16 protein-coding genes are annotated in these 19,626 nt (G+C 63.7%); 11 read left to right on the top strand and 5 right to left on the bottom strand.

Annotated elements, in window-relative coordinates; genetic code table 11:
• Position 1: 1 nt before the first annotated feature.
• Both msrQ and RBA41_RS15240 read left to right on the top strand, forming a co-directional pair.
• Entirely contained in the window at positions 2-622 is a 621-nt protein-coding gene (gene msrQ, locus RBA41_RS15245) for a protein-methionine-sulfoxide reductase heme-binding subunit MsrQ (protein WP_306624915.1), read from the top strand.
• A gap of 42 nt (positions 623-664) precedes the next feature.
• Entirely contained in the window at positions 665-1,696 is a 1,032-nt protein-coding gene (locus RBA41_RS15240) for an Rpn family recombination-promoting nuclease/putative transposase (protein ID WP_306624913.1), read from the top strand.
• Positions 1,697-1,713: 17 nt separating this feature from the next.
• Here RBA41_RS15240 and lysA read toward each other — a convergent pair whose 3' ends face one another.
• A complete protein-coding gene (gene lysA, locus RBA41_RS15235; protein ID WP_306624912.1) occupies positions 1,714-2,991 on the bottom strand; it encodes a diaminopimelate decarboxylase in 1,278 nt (425 codons plus the stop codon).
• 3 nt (positions 2,992-2,994) lie between these two features.
• Entirely contained in the window at positions 2,995-3,177 is a 183-nt protein-coding gene (gene lptM / locus RBA41_RS15230; protein ID WP_306624911.1) for an LPS translocon maturation chaperone LptM, read from the bottom strand.
• A gap of 41 nt (positions 3,178-3,218) precedes the next feature.
• Between lptM and cyaY the strand changes: the two genes are divergently transcribed.
• On the top strand, positions 3,219-3,545 hold the full coding sequence (gene cyaY / locus RBA41_RS15225) for an iron donor protein CyaY (protein WP_306624910.1): 327 nt from the start codon (positions 3,219-3,221) through the stop codon (positions 3,543-3,545).
• A 127-nt stretch (positions 3,546-3,672) separates the two neighbouring features.
• On the opposite strand, the gene RBA41_RS15220 is transcribed toward cyaY, so the two are convergent.
• Complete coding sequence (locus RBA41_RS15220; RefSeq protein WP_306624908.1) at positions 3,673-6,024, bottom strand: penicillin-binding protein 1A; 2,352 nt, start codon at positions 6,022-6,024, stop codon at positions 3,673-3,675.
• 351 nt (positions 6,025-6,375) lie between these two features.
• Here RBA41_RS15220 and RBA41_RS15215 point away from each other — a divergent pair, with 351 nt between their 5' ends.
• The 8 genes from RBA41_RS15215 to RBA41_RS15180 are packed head-to-tail and all read left to right on the top strand — an operon-like array spanning position 6,376 to position 16,555.
• A complete protein-coding gene (locus tag RBA41_RS15215; protein WP_099873863.1) occupies positions 6,376-7,449 on the top strand; it encodes a pilus assembly protein PilM in 1,074 nt (357 codons plus the stop codon).
• Positions 7,449-8,102, top strand: a complete 654-nt coding sequence (locus RBA41_RS15210) for a PilN domain-containing protein (protein WP_306624907.1) — start codon at positions 7,449-7,451, stop codon at positions 8,100-8,102. The genes RBA41_RS15215 and RBA41_RS15210 overlap by 1 nt, the downstream gene beginning before the upstream one ends.
• Before the next feature lie 18 nt (positions 8,103-8,120).
• A complete protein-coding gene (locus tag RBA41_RS15205) occupies positions 8,121-8,798 on the top strand; it encodes a type IV pilus inner membrane component PilO (RefSeq protein WP_306624905.1) in 678 nt (225 codons plus the stop codon).
• Positions 8,799-9,341, top strand: coding sequence for a pilus assembly protein PilP (locus RBA41_RS15200; protein ID WP_306624903.1), 543 nt, complete (start codon positions 8,799-8,801; stop codon positions 9,339-9,341).
• Positions 9,338-11,545 carry a type IV pilus secretin PilQ gene (locus RBA41_RS15195; RefSeq protein ID WP_374709553.1) on the top strand — a complete coding sequence of 736 codons (2,208 nt, stop codon included), beginning with the start codon at positions 9,338-9,340 and terminating at the stop codon, positions 11,543-11,545. Before RBA41_RS15200 ends, RBA41_RS15195 begins: the two co-directional genes overlap by 4 nt.
• Before the next feature lie 29 nt (positions 11,546-11,574).
• Positions 11,575-13,746 carry an Ig-like domain-containing protein gene (locus RBA41_RS15190; RefSeq protein ID WP_306624902.1) on the top strand — a complete coding sequence of 724 codons (2,172 nt, stop codon included), beginning with the start codon at positions 11,575-11,577 and terminating at the stop codon, positions 13,744-13,746.
• A 33-nt stretch (positions 13,747-13,779) separates the two neighbouring features.
• Positions 13,780-15,420 carry a bifunctional shikimate kinase/3-dehydroquinate synthase AroKB gene (gene aroKB / locus RBA41_RS15185; protein WP_374709556.1) on the top strand — a complete coding sequence of 547 codons (1,641 nt, stop codon included), beginning with the start codon at positions 13,780-13,782 and terminating at the stop codon, positions 15,418-15,420.
• A 1-nt stretch (position 15,421) separates the two neighbouring features.
• The gene (locus RBA41_RS15180) at positions 15,422-16,555 is read left to right on the top strand and encodes a deoxyguanosinetriphosphate triphosphohydrolase (protein ID WP_306624899.1); all 1,134 of its coding nucleotides are present in this window, start codon (positions 15,422-15,424) and stop codon (positions 16,553-16,555) included.
• Here the strand turns inward: RBA41_RS15180 and mutY are convergent.
• Complete coding sequence (gene mutY, locus RBA41_RS15175) at positions 16,552-17,655, bottom strand: A/G-specific adenine glycosylase (protein ID WP_306624898.1); 1,104 nt, start codon at positions 17,653-17,655, stop codon at positions 16,552-16,554. The genes RBA41_RS15180 and mutY overlap by 4 nt on opposite strands.
• Positions 17,652-19,586 carry a dynamin family protein gene (locus RBA41_RS15170; protein ID WP_306624896.1) on the bottom strand — a complete coding sequence of 645 codons (1,935 nt, stop codon included), beginning with the start codon at positions 19,584-19,586 and terminating at the stop codon, positions 17,652-17,654. The genes mutY and RBA41_RS15170 overlap by 4 nt, the downstream gene beginning before the upstream one ends.
• Positions 19,587-19,626: the final 40 nt, after the last annotated feature.

Raw genomic sequence — 19,626 nt, 5'->3', positions numbered from 1 at the left:
GATGGCCTTCAATCCCGGTTCCAGGCAGTTATTTGCCATCAAGGCCGCGCTGTTCGCACTGGCGCTGGTGCCGCTGGCGCGCATGGCGTACCTGACTGTCAGCGGGCAGCTGGTCGAGCCGCTCGAATTCATTACGCGCGGCACCGGCGACTGGGTGCTGTACATGCTGTGCATCACCCTGGCGCTCACGCCCCTGCGGCGCCTGACGGGCTGGAACTGGCTGGTCAGGCTGCGCCGCATGGCGGGGCTGTTCACCTTTTTCTACGGCTGCCTGCATTTCCTCACCTTCCTCTGGTTCGACCATTTTTTCGATCTGGCGGAAATGTTCCGGGACGTCATCAAGCGGCCCTTCATCACGGTCGGCTTCATCGCCTTCGTGCTGCTCATTCCGCTGGCCGTGACCAGCACCAACGGCATGATCAAGCGCCTCGGCGGCAAGCGCTGGCAGTGGCTGCACCGGCTCATCTACCTGATCGCGCCGCTGGCGATCCTGCATTTCTGGTGGATGAAAGCCGGCAAGAACAACTTCACCGAGCCGCTGATTGTCGGCGCCATCGTGGCCGTGCTGCTGGGGCTGCGGATAGTATGGAGCCGCCAGAAGGCCGCCGCCGCGCGCGCCTGAGCCAGCGCAAATGCAGGGCAGGGGCGCTCGCTACAATGCCCCATGCCCGCCCCTCACGCCCCTCACGACCTCGGATACCGTTCGCTGTTCGCCCACCCGGAACTGGTGCGCGAACTGATCACGGACTTTACTTCCTTCAAGCTGCTCGATGACGTTGCGCTGTCGGCCTTCGAGCGGGTCAATCCGGCGTATGTGAGCGAACGCCTGTCGGCCCGCCAGGATGACGTCGTCTGGCGCGTGCGGCTGGGCGACGAGTTTCTTTACGTGTACATCCTCCTGGAATGCCAGTCCGGCGTGGACCGCTGGATGGCGCTGCGCATGCAGACCTACATCGGCCTGCTGTACCAGGATCTGGTCAAGGGCCACGAATTATCGCCGGGCCTGCTGTTGCCGCCGGTGCTGCCGCTGGTGTTCTACAACGGCTTGCCGCGCTGGAGCGCCAGCATGGAGCTGGCCGGGCTCCTCATGCAAGCGCCCGCCGAGCTGGCGGCGCTCCAGCCATCCCAGCGCTATGTGCTGATCGACCAGCAGCGCATGGACCGGACGGCGCTGGAAGCGAATGCCAGCTTGCTGGCGCTGCTGTTCCGGCTTGAACTTTCAGCCGGTCCCGATGTCTTATACCAGGTCTTGCCTGCGCTGACGACGTGGTTTGCCGATGCGCCCCAGTCCAGCCTGCGGCGCTCGGTTCAGGTGTGGATCAACGCTCTGCTGGCGCGCGGAGCCAGCGAACGGGCATTGTTGGTGGCTGACAGTGTGGAGGAGGGTGATGACATGAAAGGTAAGCTTGACACCTGGGCCGAGGAGTTCGAGGAGCTCGGCTTTCAAAAGGGGTGCGCGCAAGGTAAGGCAGAAGGCGTCGCGGAAGGCATAGCGAAAGGACAGGCGGAAGGACAGGTCATTGCACTGCGTGGTGCGCTCAAAAGTCTGTTGCGCGTCAGGTTCGGCGACGTCCCGGAACTGACTGCGCAACGTATCGAGCGAGCCACGCAGGCAGAACTGGAAGGCTGGATCGGGCGCAGTATCGACTCGCCCAGCTTGCCGGAGCTATTCGGCGATGACGCGGCGCCCGCCTGAGCGCACCGCGTCCTGGCTTACTTGAGCATCGATTCCAGTGCGAACAGCTCGGCTGGTTCTTCGCGCCGGCGCACCAGGTGCACCGTGTCGCCGTCGACCATCACCTCGGCGGCGCGGCCGCGCGTGTTGTAGTTCGACGACATCGTAAAACCGTAGGCGCCGGCCTGCATGATGGCCAGCAAGTCGCCCTGCGCCACGCTCAGTTCGCGCTCGCGCGCCAGCCAGTCGCCCGACTCGCACACGGGGCCGACCACGTCGTAGCTCACGGCCGGCTGCGTGCCCGCCTGCACTTGCTGCACATCCATCCAGGCCTGGTACAGGGCCGGGCGCATCAGGTCGTTCATGGCCGCGTCGACAATGCAGAAATTCTTTTCGGCGCCCGGTTTCAGGAATTCGACGCGGGTCAGCAGCACGCCGGTATCGCCCACGATGGCGCGGCCCGGCTCGAAAATCACCTTGATCGGGGCGCCGCCGTAGTGCGCCGCGCGCCAGGCATCGATGCGCGCGAACACGCGTCCCAGGTAGTCGCCCACCGGCACCGGCGGCGCGTCGCCCGCGGCGCCGTAGTTGATGCCGATGCCGCCGCCCATGTCCAGATGGTCGAGCACGATGCCTTCGGCGCCGAGCGCGTCGACCAGTTCGATCAGCTTGTCGAGCGCTTCGAGCAGGGGGGCGTCGTCCAGCAGCTGCGAGCCGATGTGGCAATCGATCCCGACCGGGGTCAGGTGCGGCAGGCTGGCGGCAGTGCGGTAGGTGGCCAGCGCGTCGTCGAAGGCCACGCCGAATTTGTTCGCTTTCAGGCCGGTGGCGATGTACGGATGGGTCTTGGCATCCACGTTCGGATTCACGCGCAGCGATACGCGCGCCTGCTTGCCCATGGCGCCGGCCACCTCGTTCAAGCGGTGCAGCTCGGGAATCGATTCGACGTTAAAGCACAGGATATCGTGCGACAGCGCCAGGCGCATTTCGCAGGCGGTCTTGCCGACGCCCGAAAAAATCACCTTGGCCGGATCGCCGCCGGCGGCGATCACGCGCAGCAGTTCGCCGCCCGAGACGATGTCGAAGCCGGCGCCGCGGCGCGCCAGCAGGTCGAGGATGGCCAGGTTGGAATTGGCTTTCATCGCATAGCAGACCAGCGCATCGCGCCCGGCGCAGGCGGCGGCGAAGGCGTCGAAATTCTCCAGCAGCGCCGCTTTTGAATACACATAGGTCGGCGTGCCGAACTGTTCAGCGATGCGGGACAGGGGGGTGCGTTCGGCGTGCAGGACGCCGTCCAGGTGAAAGAAATGCGGCATGGTTTATTGGGCAGCGGGAGAAGAGGGTGGGGGCGGCGTGGTCGGCAGAGCGGCGGCTGGGTTGGCGGGTACGGCGGGCTTGGCGGGCGGCTTGGGCAGGTATAGCGGACCGGTCTGGCCGCAGCCTGCCAGCAAGCCAAAGACCACGGCGGCGATGCCGATATTGAGCGCAGATGAAGACTTCACGATTAGAATCACGGTTTGATTGGCAGACCTTGGAGTGTAGCATGAGCGAAAAAGAATTTTTGGACCTGGCCGAAACGACCCTGAACAAGATCGAAGAGGCGATGGACCGGCTGAACGACGAGGATGTCATCGATGTCGAGTGCAAGCGCAGCGGCAACGTGCTGGAGATCGAGTTCATCGACAACGGCAGCAAGATCATCGTCAACAGCCAGGCGCCGATGCAGGAACTGTGGGTGGCGGCCAAATCGGGCGGCTTCCACTACAAGCGCGTCGACGGCGCCTGGATCAACACGCGCGACGGCAGCGAACTGTTCGCCGCGCTGTCGGACCTGGCCAGCGCCCAGGGCGGCGCCCGCGTCACGCTCTGACGGCAAGATAAACCGGGGTCAGACCCCGGTGTTGCCGGTTGGGGTCTGACCCCGGTTTATCTTGCCGGGGTCTGACCCCGGTTCCACAATGCCGGCCGGGGTCTGACCCCGGTTTATCTTGCCTGCGTCAGAACAATTCGTTCTTGACCGCGTCCTTGACCTTTTCCTCGGCCGGCGTGCCGCGCGCGCCGATGTCGAGGCTCTGCACTCCCGTGCCGGGCGGATTCTCGACATAGTAATAGTCGTCGCCCGCCATCACCAGCCCCTCGGGCACCGCCCGCTCGTCGTTCGGCACGCCCTTGAGCGCCTTTTGCATGTAGCCGATCCAGATCGGCAGGGCCAGCCCGCCGCCGGTTTCCTTGTTGCCCAGGTTTTTCGGCTGGTCGTAGCCGATCCACGCAACCCCCACCAGTTTCGGGGTGTAGCCGGCGAACCAGGCATCGATCGAGTCGTTGGTGGTGCCGGTCTTGCCGGAAATGTCGGTGCGCTTGAGCGACAGGGCCTTGGTGGCCGTGCCGAAGCGCACCACATCCTTGAGCATGCTGTCGACCAGGAAGGCATTGCGCGCATCGATCACCCGGTTCGCTTCGTCGCCCGACTTGTCGGGCGTCGCTTGCGACAGGATCTTGCCGCTGCTGTCGGTGACCTTCGAGATCAGGTAGGGGCTGACCCGGAAACCGCCGTTGGCGAACACGGCGTAGGCGCCGGCCAGCTGCAGCGGCGTGGTCGAGCCCGCACCGAGCGCCAGGGTCAGGTAGGGCGGGTTCTTCTCGGGCTCGAAGCCGAAGCGGGTCGTGTATTCCTGGCCGTACTTGGCGCCGATCTTGTTGAGGATGCGGATCGAAATCATGTTCTTCGACTTGGTCAGCCCGCGCCGCATGGTCATCGGCCCTTCGTACTTGTTGTCGTAATTTTTCGGTTCCCACGCCTGGCCGCCGGTCTGGCCGGCGTCGAACGAGATCGGGGCATCGTTGATGATGGTCGCCGGCGACAGGCCGCGTTCGAGCGAGGCCGAGTAGATGAACGGCTTGAACGAGGAACCGGGCTGGCGCCAGGCTTGCGTGACGTGATTGAACTTGTTGCGGTTGTAGTCGAAGCCGCCCACCAGCGCGCGGATCGCGCCATCGGTGGCGTCGGCCGCCACGAAGGCCGACTGCACTTCCGGCATCTGCGTGACCGACCAGGCCGTCCCGCCATCCTGGCTGATGCGGATCACCGCACCGCGCTTGACGCGCCGGTTGGCCGCGGCCTTGCTCGAGAGCCAGTTCTGGGCGAATGCCAGGCCGGTACCGCTGATCTTGACTTCCTCGCCCGAGGCCGTCACGGCGGTGATGCCGGTGGGCGACGCCTGCAGCACCATGGCGGCGATGATGTCGTCGCTGTCGGGGTGCTCGGCCAGTGCGTTTTCGATCGCTTCATCGGCTTCTTCCTTCGCTTGCGGGATCTCGATATACGATTCCGGGCCGCGGTAAGGGTGGCGCCGCTCGTACTCCATCACGCCGCGGCGCAGGGCCAGGTAAGCCGCATCCTGGTCGGCCTTGGTGATGGTGGTAAACACGTTCAGGCCGCGCGTATAGGTTTCTTCCTTGAACTGTTCGTACACCAGCTGGCGCGCCATTTCGGCCACGTATTCGGCGTGCACGCCGAATTCGCTGCTGTCGGTCTTGATGCGCAGCGTCTCGGCCTTGGCGGTGTCGAACTGGGGCGTGGTGATGTAGCCCAGCATGTGCATGCGCTGCAGGATGTATTGCTGGCGCGTGCGCGCGCGCTTGGGGTTGACCACCGGGTTGTAGGCCGACGGCGCCTTCGGCAAGCCGGCCAGCATCGCGGCCTCGGCCACGGTGATGTCTTTCAGGTTCTTGCCGAAGTAGATCTGGGCCGCCGAAGCGAAGCCGTAGGCGCGCTGGCCCAGGTAGATCTGGTTCATGTAGACCTCGAGGATCTGGTCCTTGGTCAGGTTTTGCTCGATCTTCCAGGCCAGCAGCACTTCATACGCCTTGCGCTTGAGCGTCTGCTCGCTCGACAGGAAGAAATTGCGCGCCACCTGCTGGGTGATGGTCGAGGCGCCCTGCTTGGCGCCGCCGGTGGCGTTGTGCAAGGCCGCGCGCAGGATGCCGGTGTAGTCGACCCCGCCGTGCTGGTAGAAGCGGTCGTCTTCGATCGCCAGCACCGCCTTCTTCATGACCTCGGGAATATCCTTGATGTGCACCAGGTTGCGCCGTTCTTCGCCGAACTCGCCGATCAGCACATTATCGGCCGAAAAAATCCGCAAGGGCATCTTCGGGCGGTAGTCGGTCAGCGTGTCGAGCGGGGGCAGATTCGGGTAGGCCATGGCCAGCGCGAACACCACGACCAGCAAGCCGATCAGGGCCGTGCCGGTCAGGCTGCCGAGGACAATTAACAACAGTCGCTTGGGCGAGCGCGCGCGGGCAGGGCGCGACGGGGAAGTGGGGCTGGCGTCCGGCTTGGAAGAGCTCATGCGGGTCGAATCTTTCGCTTTATGGGTGCCCCTCATTATAATGCACCGCCACTCGCTACGGCACATCGCCAACTACTTGCCTTTCGGAACATTTGTGACCGCCGAACAACTGTGATGACCCATAGTTCACAGAGTGTCGCATTCCAGCCCACAGGCATAAAATTTCAAAACAGAAATACCTTTACATGGGATCACGCTTATTGCTACGATTTAATGTACTGCCTTATGTATGGATGCTAAATGGCGGTTTTGTAACAAATTCCCCGCGTCGGGCACTTTCATTTTTGGTTCTGCAAGGCCCGTTTTGCAGCGTAAGCATTGATTATAGGTAGGTAAGGGAGTACGGTCTTGATGGTCAATTTAGGTTCCTTGTTCGGTCAATCCAGCCCGCCTCTGCTCGGCCTGGACATCAGCACGTCCGGCGTCCGGCTGGTTGAGCTGGTCGTGGTCGGCAAAAACGAGCTGCGTCTCGAACGCTACGCGTCCGAACCGTTCCCGCGTGGTGCGGTCGTCGACGGAAACATCGAAAATATCGAGCAGGTATCGGAGGCGGTGCGCCGCGTCTGGAAGAAAAGCGGTACCCGCGTCAAGCTCGTTGCGCTCGGCATGCCGCCGGCCTCGGTGATCACGAAAAAGATCATCCTGCCGGCCGGCATGTCCGAAGACCAGCTCGAAGTGCAGGTGGAGTCCGAAGCGAGCCAGTACATTCCTTTCGCGCTCGACGAGGTCAGCCTCGACTTCGACGTGATCGGACCGGCTGCCAATTCGGTCGACGACATCGACGTCATGCTGGCCGCCTCGCGCAAGGAAAAGGTCGAGGACCGCGTGGCGATTGCCGAAGCGGCCGGCCTGACCGCGGTGGTGATGGATATCGAATCGTATGCGGCACGCGCCGCGCTCGAACGCGTGACGTCGCAGATGAAGGGTTCCGAAGGCCAGATCGTGGCGCTGTTCCAGATCGGCGCCCAGGTCACCCATATTTCGGTCATGCTCAACGGCGAAACCATTTACGAGCGCGAGCAACCGTTCGGCGGCAACCAGCTGACCCAGGATATCGTGCGCTCGTACGGCCTGTCGTTCGACGAAGCCGACGCCAAGAAGAAAGCGGGCGACCTGCCCGACAACTTCCAGGCCGACCTGCTCGCCCCGTTCCTCGAAAATGCCGCCCTCGAAGTGACCCGCGCGATCCAGTTCTTCTACACCTCCACGCCCTACACCCGGATCGATCAACTGTTCCTGGCCGGCGGCTGCGCGCTCATTCCGGGCTTGCTCGACATCGTGGCGAGCCGTACCAAAATTTCCAGCGCGGTGGTATCGCCTTTCAAAGGCATGTCGCTGGGCCCGTCCGTGCGCGAGCAGCAACTGCGCACTGAGGCCCCCGCCTACCTTGTTGCCTGCGGGCTGGCCCTGCGGAGGTTTGGCTGATGATCAGAATTAACCTGCTTCCCCACCGGGAAGAAAAGCGCAAGCAAAAGAAGAGCGCCTTCGTCGCCCTGATGGCCTTGTCGGCCGTGATCGGCGTGCTGGTCGTGATGGCGGTCGGCGGTTACAACGCGCGCCGCATCTCGATTCAGGAGGAACGCAATGGCGTGCTGAAATCGGCTATCGTCGAACTCGACAAGAAAATTGTCGAAATCGCCGCCCTGAAACAGGAAATCGAAGCGCTCAAGGCACGCCAGCAGGCGGTCGAAGACTTGCAGGGCGACCGCAACCAGCCGGTCTATCTGCTCGACGAACTGGTCAGGCAGACTCCGCAGGGCGTCTACCTCAAGTCGTTCAAGCAGGATGGCCAGCGCGTCACCGTGGGCGGCTTCGCCCAGTCGCAGGAACGGGTTGCCGAATTGCTGCGCAATATCGCCGGCAATTCGCCATGGCTCGAGCGTCCCGACCTGACCGAGGTACGCGCGGTGCAACTGGCGCAGAGTAAAACCGGCAAGAAAGTCGTCGAGTTTTCGCTGAACCTGTACATCAAGCGTCAGCGCGAGAAGGATGAAGCGCTCAAGCCGGGCCAGAAACCGGCCGCCGGCGCCACTGCTGCCGCCCCCGGCTCACCGGTTCCCGCGACCGCGGCCCCCTAGCCAGAACGGATTGAGAGAATGAATATAGACCTGAAATCGCTGGGTGGCTCGCTCAGCTCCCAGTTCCAGAACCTGGGGGACCGCCCGCCCGGACAATGGCCGATCGCTCCGCGCATCCTGTGCGGCATCGGCGTCATTGCGGCGGTCGTCACGGCCGGCCACTTTCTGTACTGGAGCACCCAGTTCGAGGAGTACGACCAGCTCGCCGCCACCGAGCTGAGCCTGCAGGGCGAGTACAAGACCAAGGTCGCCCAGGCGATCAACCTCGAGGCCCTGATCGTCCAGAAGGCGCAGGTGGACCAGTATGTGGAGCGCCTGCAGAAGCAATTGCCGAGCAAGGCTGAAATGGCGGCCCTGCTGTCGGACATCAACCAGGCCGGCGTCGGCCGCGGCCTGTCGTTCGACCTGTTCAAGCCGGGCCAGGTGGTGGTGCGCGATTACTACGCCGAACTGCCGATCGATATCCGGGTGTCCGGCACGTACCATGACATTGGCGCCTTCGCCAGCGACATGGCCAACCTGCCGCGCATCGTAACGCTCAACAATATGGCCCTGACCACCAACAAGGATGGCGGCCTGGTGCTCGAAGCGGTCGCCAAGACGTTCCGCTACCTCGACCCCGAAGAAGCGAACGCGCAGCGCAAGATCAAGGCTGACCGCGACAAGAAGGCCAAAGATGGCAAAGGGGCCGCGTAAATGAACTGCACACGTAACAGCCTCGCGCTGCTGATCTGCGCGGGCCTGCTGGCCGGCTGCGGCGACAGCGATGTCCAGGAAGTCAATGCATGGATGGAGCAGACCAAGAAGGAAACCAAGGTCGATGTCCCGCCGCTGACCGAACCGAAAACCTTCGTCCCGTTTGCCTACAGCACCGCCGGAGAAATCGACCCGTACGACCCGAACAAGCTGCTGGCCGAGCTGGCGCGGGCCGCCAACGGGGCCAACAATCCGCTCAAGCCGGACGAATCGCGCCGCAAGGAGCCGCTCGAGGCCTTCCCGCTCGACACCATGTCGATGGTGGGCAGCATGAAATCGAAAGGCGTCACCTATGCGCTGGTACAGATCGACAAGACCATGTACCACGTCAAGCCAGGCGACCGGGTGGGCCAGAATTTCGGCATCATCACCGGCGTGAACGATGAAGCAATCAGTATCAAGGAAACCGTCCAGGACGCCGGTGGCGAATGGATCGAACGGCCCACCAAGCTAGAATTGCAGGAAAGTAAGGAGAAGAAATGATCGCACTGAGAATGAATGGCACCGCCCTCATGGGCGCGGTGATCCGCATGGGCGCATTACTGGCTCTGGCCCTTGGCGGTAACAATGCCCTGGCGCAAGACAACGCGATCGAATCGATCACGGCCAACCAGCAGGGCTCGAATGTGGTGGTGAACGTGGCGATGAAAACCGCCCCGACCAAACTGCCGATCGGCTTTTCGATCACCAATCCGACCCGCATCGCCCTCGATTTCGGCGCCACGGTCAATGCCACCGGCAAGACGGCCCAGGACGTGAACCTGGCCGACGTGCGCGGCATTAACGTGGTCCAGGCCGGCACCCGCACGCGCCTGGTGCTGAACCTGAAGCGTCCGCTGAATTACGCCACCGCCATCGACGGCAAGTCGATCATCGTCACCATCGACGGTTCCGGCGGCGTGGCGCAAGCCGTCGACAGCGTCGGCAAGCCGGTGCTCAACGGCGCTTCCTCTTCCTCCGCGCCGCTGGCGTCGGACCAGGCCGGCAAGCGCCAGGTCCTGCGCGACCTCGACTTCCGCCGCGGCGCCAACGGTGAAGGCCGGGTCGTGGTCGACCTGCCGAACAGCCAGGTGGCCGTCGACGTGCGCCAGGTTGGCAACACGGTGGTGGTCGATTTCATGAAAACCGGCTTGCCGGAAACCCTGCGCCGCCGTCTCGACGTGACCGATTTCGGCACTCCGGTGTCGCAGATCACCACCGTGCCGCAGGGCGACAATGTACGCATGACCGTGGAAGCGCGCGGCCTGTGGGAACAGACCGTGTACCAGAGCGATACCCAGCTGGTCATCGACGTCAAGCCGATCAAGGAAGATCCGAACAAGCTGACCCAGGGCACCCAGGGCTACCGCGGCGAAAAGATTTCGTTCAACTTCCAGAACGTGGAAGTGCGCGCCGCCCTGCAGGCGATCGCCGACATCTCGGGCCTGAACATCATCACCAGCGATTCGGTCAGCGGCAACCTGACCCTGCGCCTGAAGGAAGTGCCATGGGATCACGCGCTTGACGTCGTGCTGCAGGCCAAGGGCCTGGACATGCGCAAGAACGGTTCGGTGCTGTGGATTGCGCCGAAGGATGAGCTGCTGACCAAGGAAAAGCTGGAACTCGAACAGCGCGCCCAGATCGCCGATCTCGAGCCGCTGAAATCGGAAATCTTCCAGCTCAACTACCAGAAGGCGGAAGCGTTCCGCACCGTGTTCGGTCTTAACGCCGACGGTTCGCCAATGCCCGACTCCGATTCGAATCGCACCCGCATCCTGTCCAAGCGCGGCAGCGCCGTGATCGAACCGCGTACCAATCAGCTGTTCATTACCGACATCGCCTCGAAACTGGAAGACTTGCGCAAGCTGATCCAGAAGACCGACGTCGCTTCCAGGCAAGTGCTGATCGAAGCGCGCCTGGTCGAAGCCAGCGACGGCTTCAGCCGCAACCTGGGCGCCAAGATTGGCTTTGCCGACCTGCGTACCCGGCGCGGCGGCGATTCCGGCTATGCGTACCGCGGCAACGAGCGTGTCGCCATTGGCGGCAACATGCTCGGCGTCGGCCAGACCACCGGCCAGGCCGTGAACACGGAGGATAGCTTTAACAATACCACCCTGCTGAACCTGCCGGCCGCCAGTATCGGCGGCAACCCGGCCGCCACGCTGGCCGCCAGCCTGTTCTCGGCTGCCGCCAACCGCTTCCTGAACCTGGAACTGTCGGCACTCGAAGCGGACGGCAAGGGCAAGATCATTTCCAGCCCACGCGTGGTTACGGAAGACAAGAACGTTGCCGTGATCGAACAGGGTGTCGAACTGCCGTACGAAAAGTCGACCAGCAGCGGCGCCACCTCGATCGAGTGGAAAAAAGCCAATCTGCGTCTGGAAGTGACGCCGCAGATTACGCCTGACGGCAACGTCGTGCTGGAAGTGAACGTCAACAAGGATTCCAAGGGCGAAGAAACCAGGGCCGGCTTTGCGATCAACACCCAGCACGTGCAAACCAAGGTGATGGTCGAAAATGGCGGCACGGTCGTGCTGGGCGGTATTTACCAGCAAACCGAAAGCAGCCAGGTTCAGAAGGTGCCGCTGCTGGGCGACCTGCCGGTCGTGGGCCATCTGTTCAAGAAAACCTCGCGTACCAACAACAAGACCGAACTGCTGGTCTTCATTACCCCCAAAATCGTCGCAGACCGTCTGTCGACGCGCTAACACCCGAATACATTTAATCAGGACTTAACATGCTGCCGACTTATTTACAACGCGCTTTCGCGAACCCCGTTCGCCTGCTGACCTGCGTCTCCATGGCCACGGCCCTGGCCGCATGCGGCGGCGGCGGGGGCTCCCCGGGCGGGCAAACCTCGACCACCAACCCGGGCACCACCAACCCGGGCACTACCCCGCCAGGCACGGTAACGCCTGTGCCGACCGAGCCGAAGATGACGCTGCAACTGGTCGATGCCGCCGGCGCCCCGATCACCACCCTCTCGGGCGGCCAGACCGGCCAGGTCCGGGCCACCGTGGTCAATGCCAACGGTAGCGTTGCCGTCAACGAGGTCGTCAAATTCAAGACCGACGACAAGCTGCTCCAGTTCACACCGGAATCGGCCACCGCCCTGACCAATGCGTCGGGCATAGCGATCATCACGGTCAAGCCGGCCAGCGTCACCGCCGCCGGCGCGGTCAACATCGCCGCCACCGTGGTCGCCAGCGGCAAGACTGCGGAAGCGGGGGTCAACCTGGAAGTGGGCGCCGCTCCGCTGACCCTGGGCGAAGTCAAGTTCACCCCTGAGCAGACCGACATCCTGCCGGCTTTCGGTACGGCCGTGCTGACCATTCCGGTTACCACCGGCGGCGTTGGCGCCACCAGCGTGCCTGGCCTGGCCGTCAATTCCCTGTGCGCCGGCGACGGCACCGCATCGCTGGTGCTCGGCTCGCTGGCGGACGGCAAGCAACTGGTCACTTACACCAATAAAGGCTGCCTGCGCGTTACCGACACCATCACCGTCACGCTCGGCACCAGCAGCCAGACCATCAAGATCAATGTGGGCAAGGCTAACATCGGCACCATCCAGTTCGTCGGTTCGGACTTGAACGGCAGCTCGATCGTCCTGCGCGGTTCGGGCGGCTTGGGCCGTAAGGAATCGGCCATCCTGACCTTCCGCGTGCTCGACCAGAACAGCATCGGCCTGCCGGGCGTGGACGTGACCTTCAAGACGACCACCAGCACCGGCGGCCTGATCGTGCAGCCAACCAAGGCAACCTCGGATGCCCAGGGTAACGTCACCACCACCGTGGCCTCGGGCACCATTCCAACGCCGGTGCGCATCGTTGCCCAGGCATCGCGCAATGGCACCACCATCAATGGCCTGTCGGACAGCCTGATCATTTCGACCGGCCTGCCGATCCAGAAATCGATGTCGCTCAGCGCCGACAGCTACAATATCGAGGGCTGGAACTATGACAATGCGATCGCGAAAGTGACCGTGATGTTGGCCGACCAGTACGGCAATCCGATTTCGGACGACACGGCTGTCAATCTGGTGACCGAGGGCGGTGCGATTGCAGCCTCGGAAATAGGCGGTTGCCGCACCAAGGGCGGCGGTTGCACGGTCGACTTCAAGAGCCAGGCATTCCGCCCTACAAATGGCCGTGTCACGGTGCTTGCCTATGTCCAGGGCGTGGAAAACTTTACCGACACCAATGGCGACGGCCAGTACAGCTGCACCAATTTCGATCAGGTGCAACCGGTTGAACCGGGTACGCCATACCGTCCGCTGGTCGATTACTGCAAACCCGGCTCGGGCGAACCGTACACCGACCAGGGCGACCCTTTCCTCGACACCGGTACTGAACCTGTCGTTCTTGGCAACCCAAAGGGTAACGTCGGCACGCTCGACGGCAAGTACGATGTGCCGCGCTTCGATTTGCCGTTCCCTTACAACCGTACCGTCTACTCCACCGCAGGCAATGGTCAGTGGGGCATCAACTATATCTGGCGCGAGACCGAAATCGTCTTCAGCGGTGAAACGCCGACCTTTACCCGCCAGATCGTGGATGCGACCAGCGGCGAGCTGCGCGACTGGACCGCGGCGGACGGCAAGGAATATGAAGTTGTGGGACTTTCCGGCAAAGATTGCGGCAACCAGTTCATCTATTTCCGCATCGCCGACGTCAACAACAACCCGCTGCCAAGCGGTACGTCGCTTGAGTCCAGCGACGTCGACCGGGTTGTTCCGGGCGCCATTTCGCCAAGCAAGGTGCCTGCCACCAGCCGCATCGGAGGCACGCAGCACACGGTGAACGTCAAGGCCGACAGTACCTGCGTCGATGGCGAATTCTCGATCCGGACCACCACGCCACGCGGCAATGCGTTCTCCTCGAAAATCTTCAAATCGGTTGCTAAGCCATAATTGAAATCGGAAAATATCTTCCTGGTAGGGTTGATGGGCGCGGGCAAGACAACCATTGGCCGCATCCTTGCCAGGAAGCTAGGTAAACGCTTTATCGATTCCGATCACGAGATCGAGGCCCGCACCGGCGCCACGATCCCGTGGATTTTCGAAATCGAAGGCGAGGCGAGTTTTCGGCGCCGTGAGGCCGAGGTCATCCGTGACCTCACGGCGCAGGACGGACTCGTCCTCGCCACCGGCGGCGGGGCCGTGCTCGACCCCGCCAGCCGTGCCTTCCTGAAACAACGTGGCCGCGTGGTTTACCTGCGCGCCAGCGTCAACAGCATCATGCTGCGCACCACCCACGACAAAAGCCGGCCGCTGCTCCAGACGGCCGACCCCCGCAAGAAACTCGAAGAATTGACGGCCCAGCGCGAGCCGCTGTACCGCGAGATTGCCGATCTGGTGATCGACACGGGCCGACCTAACGTACAATCGATGGTCCAAACTATTCTGACGCAACTGTCCGCGCTCGGCCCAGCCGCCGCGAGAACAGGGCGCGGGCCCCAAATGCACACCTTGCAACCATCGCAACCATCGATTACCGAACAATCCCGGATTTTCCTCAACGTCGACCTGGGCGAACGCAGCTACCCGATCACCATCGGCGCCGACCTGCTGTCCGACCCGTCGCTGCTTGAGCGGCATATCGCCGGCCGCAAGGTCGCCATTGTCACCAACACCACCGTGGCCCCGCTGTACCTCGAACGCGTGGCCGCGCCGCTGCGCGCCGCCGGGCGCGATGTGCTCGAAATCGTCCTGCCCGACGGCGAACAGTTCAAGAACTGGGACAGCCTGATGACCATCTTCGACGCCCTGCTGGCCAACAAATGCGACCGCAAGACCACCATGGTGGCGCTCGGCGGCGGCGTGATCGGCGACCTGACCGGGTATGCCGCCGCCAGCTACATGCGCGGCGTGCCCTTCGTCCAGATGCCGACCACCCTGCTCTCGCAGGTCGACTCCTCGGTCGGCGGCAAGACCGGCATCAACCACCCGCTCGGCAAGAACATGATCGGCGCCTTTTACCAGCCGCGCGCCGTGCTGGCCGATACCGCGTCGCTCGGCACGCTGGCGCCGCGCGAACTGTCGGCCGGTCTTGCCGAAGTGATCAAGCATGGCGCCATCATCGACGCCGAATTTTTCGACTGGATCGAAGCGAACATCGGCAAGCTGATGGCGCGCGACCAGCAGGCGCTGGCGCACGCCATTTCGCGCTCCTGCGAAATCAAGGCCGACGTGGTGCGCCAGGATGAACGCGAGGGCGGCCTGCGCGCCATCCTCAACTTCGGCCACACCTTCGGCCACGCGATCGAAGCGGGCATGGGCTACGGCGCCTGGCTGCACGGCGAAGCGGTCGGCTGCGGCATGGTCATGGCGGCCGACCTGTCGCACCGCCTCGGCCTGGTCGACGCGGCCACCGTGGCGCGCATGCGCGCACTGGTCGGCGCGGCCGGCCTGCCGACCGTCGCTCCCGACCTGGGTACCGAGCGCTGGCTCGAATTGATGGAAGTCGACAAGAAGAACGAAGGCGGCGCCATCAAGTTCATCCTGCTCAAACCCCTCGGCAGCCCGAACATCACCAGCGCTCCGCGCGAGCAGTTGCTGGCCACCCTGGCTGCCTGCGTCGGCTGACATGCATCCCGAAGCCCACCTCGCCCCGTACGCCGTGCACTCGGAGACGGCGCGCGGCCGGCGCCATGCCGAAACGTCGCACGCGTCGCGCAGCCAGTTCCAGCGCGACCGCGACCGCATCATCCACTGCTCGGCCTTCCGCCGCCTCGAATACAAGACCCAGGTCTTCCTCAATCACGAGGGCGACATGTTCCGCACGCGCCTCACCCACAGTCTCGAAGTGGCCCAGGTCGGGCGCTCGATGGCGCGCAACCTGCGCCTGAACGAAGACCTGGTCGAAGCGCTCGCGCTGGCGCACGACCTGGGCCACACGCCGTTCGGCCACGTGGGCCAGGATGTGCTCAACGAATGCATGCAGGACCACGGCGGCTTCGAGCACAATCTGCAAAGCCTGCGCGTGGTCGACGAACTCGAAGAGCACTACGGCGCCTTCGATGGCCTGAACCTGATGTTCGACACGCGCGAGGGCATCCTCAAGCACTGCTCGCTGGCCAACGCCAGGCTGCTCGGTCCCGTGGCGCAGCGCTTCATCGACCGCACCGAGCCCTCGCTGGAAGCGCAGCTGACCAACCTGGCCGACGAAATTGCGTATAACAGCCACGATATCGACGACGGCCTGCGTTCCGGCCTGATCACCATTGCGCAGCTGGAGGAAGTCGATTTCTTCGCGCGCCGCTGGCACGATGTGCAGAAGGCGTATCCGGGCCTGTCGGGCCGGCGCGCCATTTATGAAACCTTGCGCCGCCTGATCACGGTGCTGGCCGACGACCTGATCGAAACGTCCGGCGTGCTGCTGGCCGAAGCGGCGCCGGCCGACGTGGACGCGGTACGCACCAGCGGGCCGCTGATCCGCTTTTCCGACCCGATGCGCAAGGATGCGACGGAACTGAAGCGCTTCTTGCGCGCCAACCTGTATCGCCACTTCAAGGTGAACCGGATGCGCGTGAAAGCGAGCCGCATCGTGCGCGAGCTGTTCGACGCCTTCATGGCCGAACCGGTGCTGCTGCCGCCCGATTACCAGCTCGGCGGTGACGTCACGCGTCAGGCGCGCAAGATCGCCGACTACATCGCCGGCATGACGGACCGCTACGCGATCCGCGAACACCGGCGCATCTTCTCGCTCGACGATCTTTAATTGGATTGGAACAGGGAAGGCGCGCAGAGGTCCAGCAGCAGCTTCTTGACCGGCGCCGGCAGCGGTGCGCTGTCGATGCGCGCCAGGTCCCACCACAGATACGGCGCCGCCAGTGGCGCGCGCCGCGACAGCGATACCTGGAACGGTGCGATGTGCAGCCGGTAGTGCGTGAACACGTGCACCAGCGGCAGCAGCGCCGATACCTCTTCCACCTCACCGAAGGCACCCGCCAGCGGCGCCACCGCGTCGATGGCGAGCGCGCCGCGCACGGCATGGCCGTCGGCTTCCGGCAGCGACATCAGCCCGCCCCAGATGCCGCTCTGCGCGCGCTGTTCGAGCAGCACCTGGCCGCCCTCGATCACCACCAGCACGGCAGCCTGCTTCTCGGGGATGGTCTTTTTCGGTTTGCGCACCGGCAGTTCGGCGGTGCGTCCCGTGGCGTGGGCCACGCAGCGGTCCTGCAGCGGGCAGCGCGGGCAATCGGGCTTGCTGCGCGTGCACAGCGTCGCGCCCAGGTCCATCAAGCCCTGCGTATAGGATTCGATGCCCTCAAGCGGCAGCAGCGCTTCCGCGCGCCGCCATAAGCCATCTTCGACCGCTTTCACGCCGGGAAACTCATCGATGCCGAACACGCGTGCGAACACGCGCTTGACGTTGCCGTCCAGGATGGCGGCGCGCGTGCCGCTCGAAAAAGCCGAAATGGCCGCCGCGGTGGAACGTCCGATGCCGGGCAAATCGGCCAGCAGGGCCGGATCGCTCGGGAACACGCCGCCGTATTCGTCGACCACGCGCCTGGCGCAGGCGTGCAGGTTGCGCGCGCGCGTGTAGTAGCCAAGGCCGCTCCACTGCGCCATCACATCTTCCGATGGCGCCCTTGCCAGGTCGTGCAGGGTAGGGAAGCGCTCCAGGAAGCGCGCGTAGTAGGCCAGTACCGCGGCCACCTGCGTTTGCTGCAGCATGATCTCGGAGAGCCAGATGCGGTAAGCGTCGCGCGTGTTCTGCCAGGGCAGGGCGTGGCGCCCGTGCGACTTCTGCCAGTTGATGACGGCAGCGGAAAACGAAGGGTCTTCCAGCTGCCCGAACTCGGTCAGTCTTTTCACGCAGCCGCTTCGAATGCCGCCGCGGTGGTGCGCTGCATGGCCGCGTCCACATTGCCCGCCAAATCGTTCAGACGCCCCTTGACCTTCTCCAGCGCGAACTGGCTCGCCTCGAACGATTCGATCTTGGTTTCCAGGCTGTCGGTCGCATCGTGGATGCGCTGGATCGACGCCAGGCGGTGCTTGAGCTGGTCCTTGTGCTGGCGGATCTGGGCTTCGAGCGGCGACATGATCACCTTCAGCCACGCCTCGACGTCGGCGTTGGCCGCGCGGTAGCTGCGCCGCACGCGCGAGGCGATCGAGTCGAAAAAGCGCTCGATCACGGCATCGCGGCTGGTGATGAGCAAGGTCGTGGTGCCGAACTGCTTGACGTAGACCTCTTCGATGGCGTCGACTTCCTTGCGGTATTTGTCGAGCGAGAGCGTCATCGGCACCGCGAGGCTCAGGCCATGTTCGGCGGCGAATTTGCGGTACATCATTTCCATCATCTCGCTGATCTCGGCGATCTTGCCGTTCGAGACCTCGAGATTGGCGCGCGCCTGGTCGAAAAAGTGCTTGACCGGGCCGCGAATGCCGGTGGTGACGAAGCGCGATGCCGCCATCGCTTCGCGCACGGCGGCGATTTCCTTGTGCACGATGTCCATGCCGAGCGTGGTGTACAGCTCCGTCGACAGGCGCGCGAACACGGCGCGCGTGCCCTGCAGCTTGAACAGGCTGCCGTCGAATTCCTTCTTCTCGACTTCGACGCGGCGCATCATGTGCGCGATCACGCCCTGGTTTTTTCCGCGCAGGCTTTTCAGTTCCTGCAGCTGTTCGACGATGTCGCGGATGCGCGCGCCGATGGTCGCCTGCTGGATGCTGACCACGGCGTTCAGGTCGTCCGAGAGCTGCTTGCGGATGATGTCCTGCTTGGCCGGAATGAGTTCGTTGAACAGGGCCGCTTCGAGCGCGCCCAGGCGGCTTTTCTCGAGCAGCGCCATGTCGCCGTTGATCTTGCCGACCAGCGCCTTTTGCGCCGACACCGGGAACACCTGGCGTGGTTCGAGCGCCAGCATGTGGGCCACGGTGGTTTGCTGGCGTTCGATCTCGGCGTCGTTTTCCGCCTCGGTCTTGAGTTCATCCCACATCGCGTCGATCTTGTTCATGACCACGATGCGCCCGGCGCCGGCGCCGATGTGCGTGCGCCACACTTCGATGTCGCTCTTGGTCACGCCCGTTTCGGCGGCCAGGATGAACAGCACCGCGTGCGCGTTCGGAATCAGGTTCAGGGTCAGTTCCGGCTCGGTGCCGATCGCGTTCAGGCCAGGCGTGTCGAGAATGACCAGGCCTTGCTTGAGCAGCGGGTGAGGGAAGTTGATGATGGCGTGGCGCCACAGCGAAATTTCGATCTCGCCGTTATCGTCCAGGGTGGCGGCGACGTCCGGGTCGGTCTCGTCGAACAGGCCGTAGCGCTTCGCTTCCTCGACCTTGACATGCTTGGTCATGCTGACCTGCTTGAAGGTCTCGTGCATTTCCTCGCCGGCGTCGAGCGCGAGCGGCAGCACGGTCCAGGCGGCGGGGTCGTCGCGGTAGTCGCTGGTCGACAGGTTGCTGGCGCGCGTTTCGATCGGCAGCAGGCGGATGCACGGCGGGAAGGCCGGGTCGTACATCAGCTCGGTCGGGCACATGGTGGTGCGGCCGGCCGCGGACGGCAAGATGCGCTGGCCGTAATCGGCAAAGAAAATCGCGTTGATCAGTTCGGATTTTCCGCGCGAAAATTCCGCCACGAACGCCACCGACAGCCGGTCATCGGCCAGGCGCGCCAGCGCGCGCGCAATGCGCTGCTCCGTTGCCGCGTCGGCCAGCTCGGCCGCGTTGACCCACATCTGATACTTCTCCAGCGCCATGGCCACGTCCTGACGCCATGCGCTGTACTGCTCAAAATCTTGCACCATTATGCTCACGTTGCCCTCGCGTACAGGTTCTTGCGAATCC

The organism is Massilia scottii, from assembly GCF_030846495.1.
Classification (GTDB): domain Bacteria; phylum Pseudomonadota; class Gammaproteobacteria; order Burkholderiales; family Burkholderiaceae_D; genus Telluria_A; species Telluria_A violaceinigra.
The sequence above is the reverse complement of the archived record's forward strand: the minus strand, read 5'-3'. Positions and strand labels throughout refer to the sequence as shown.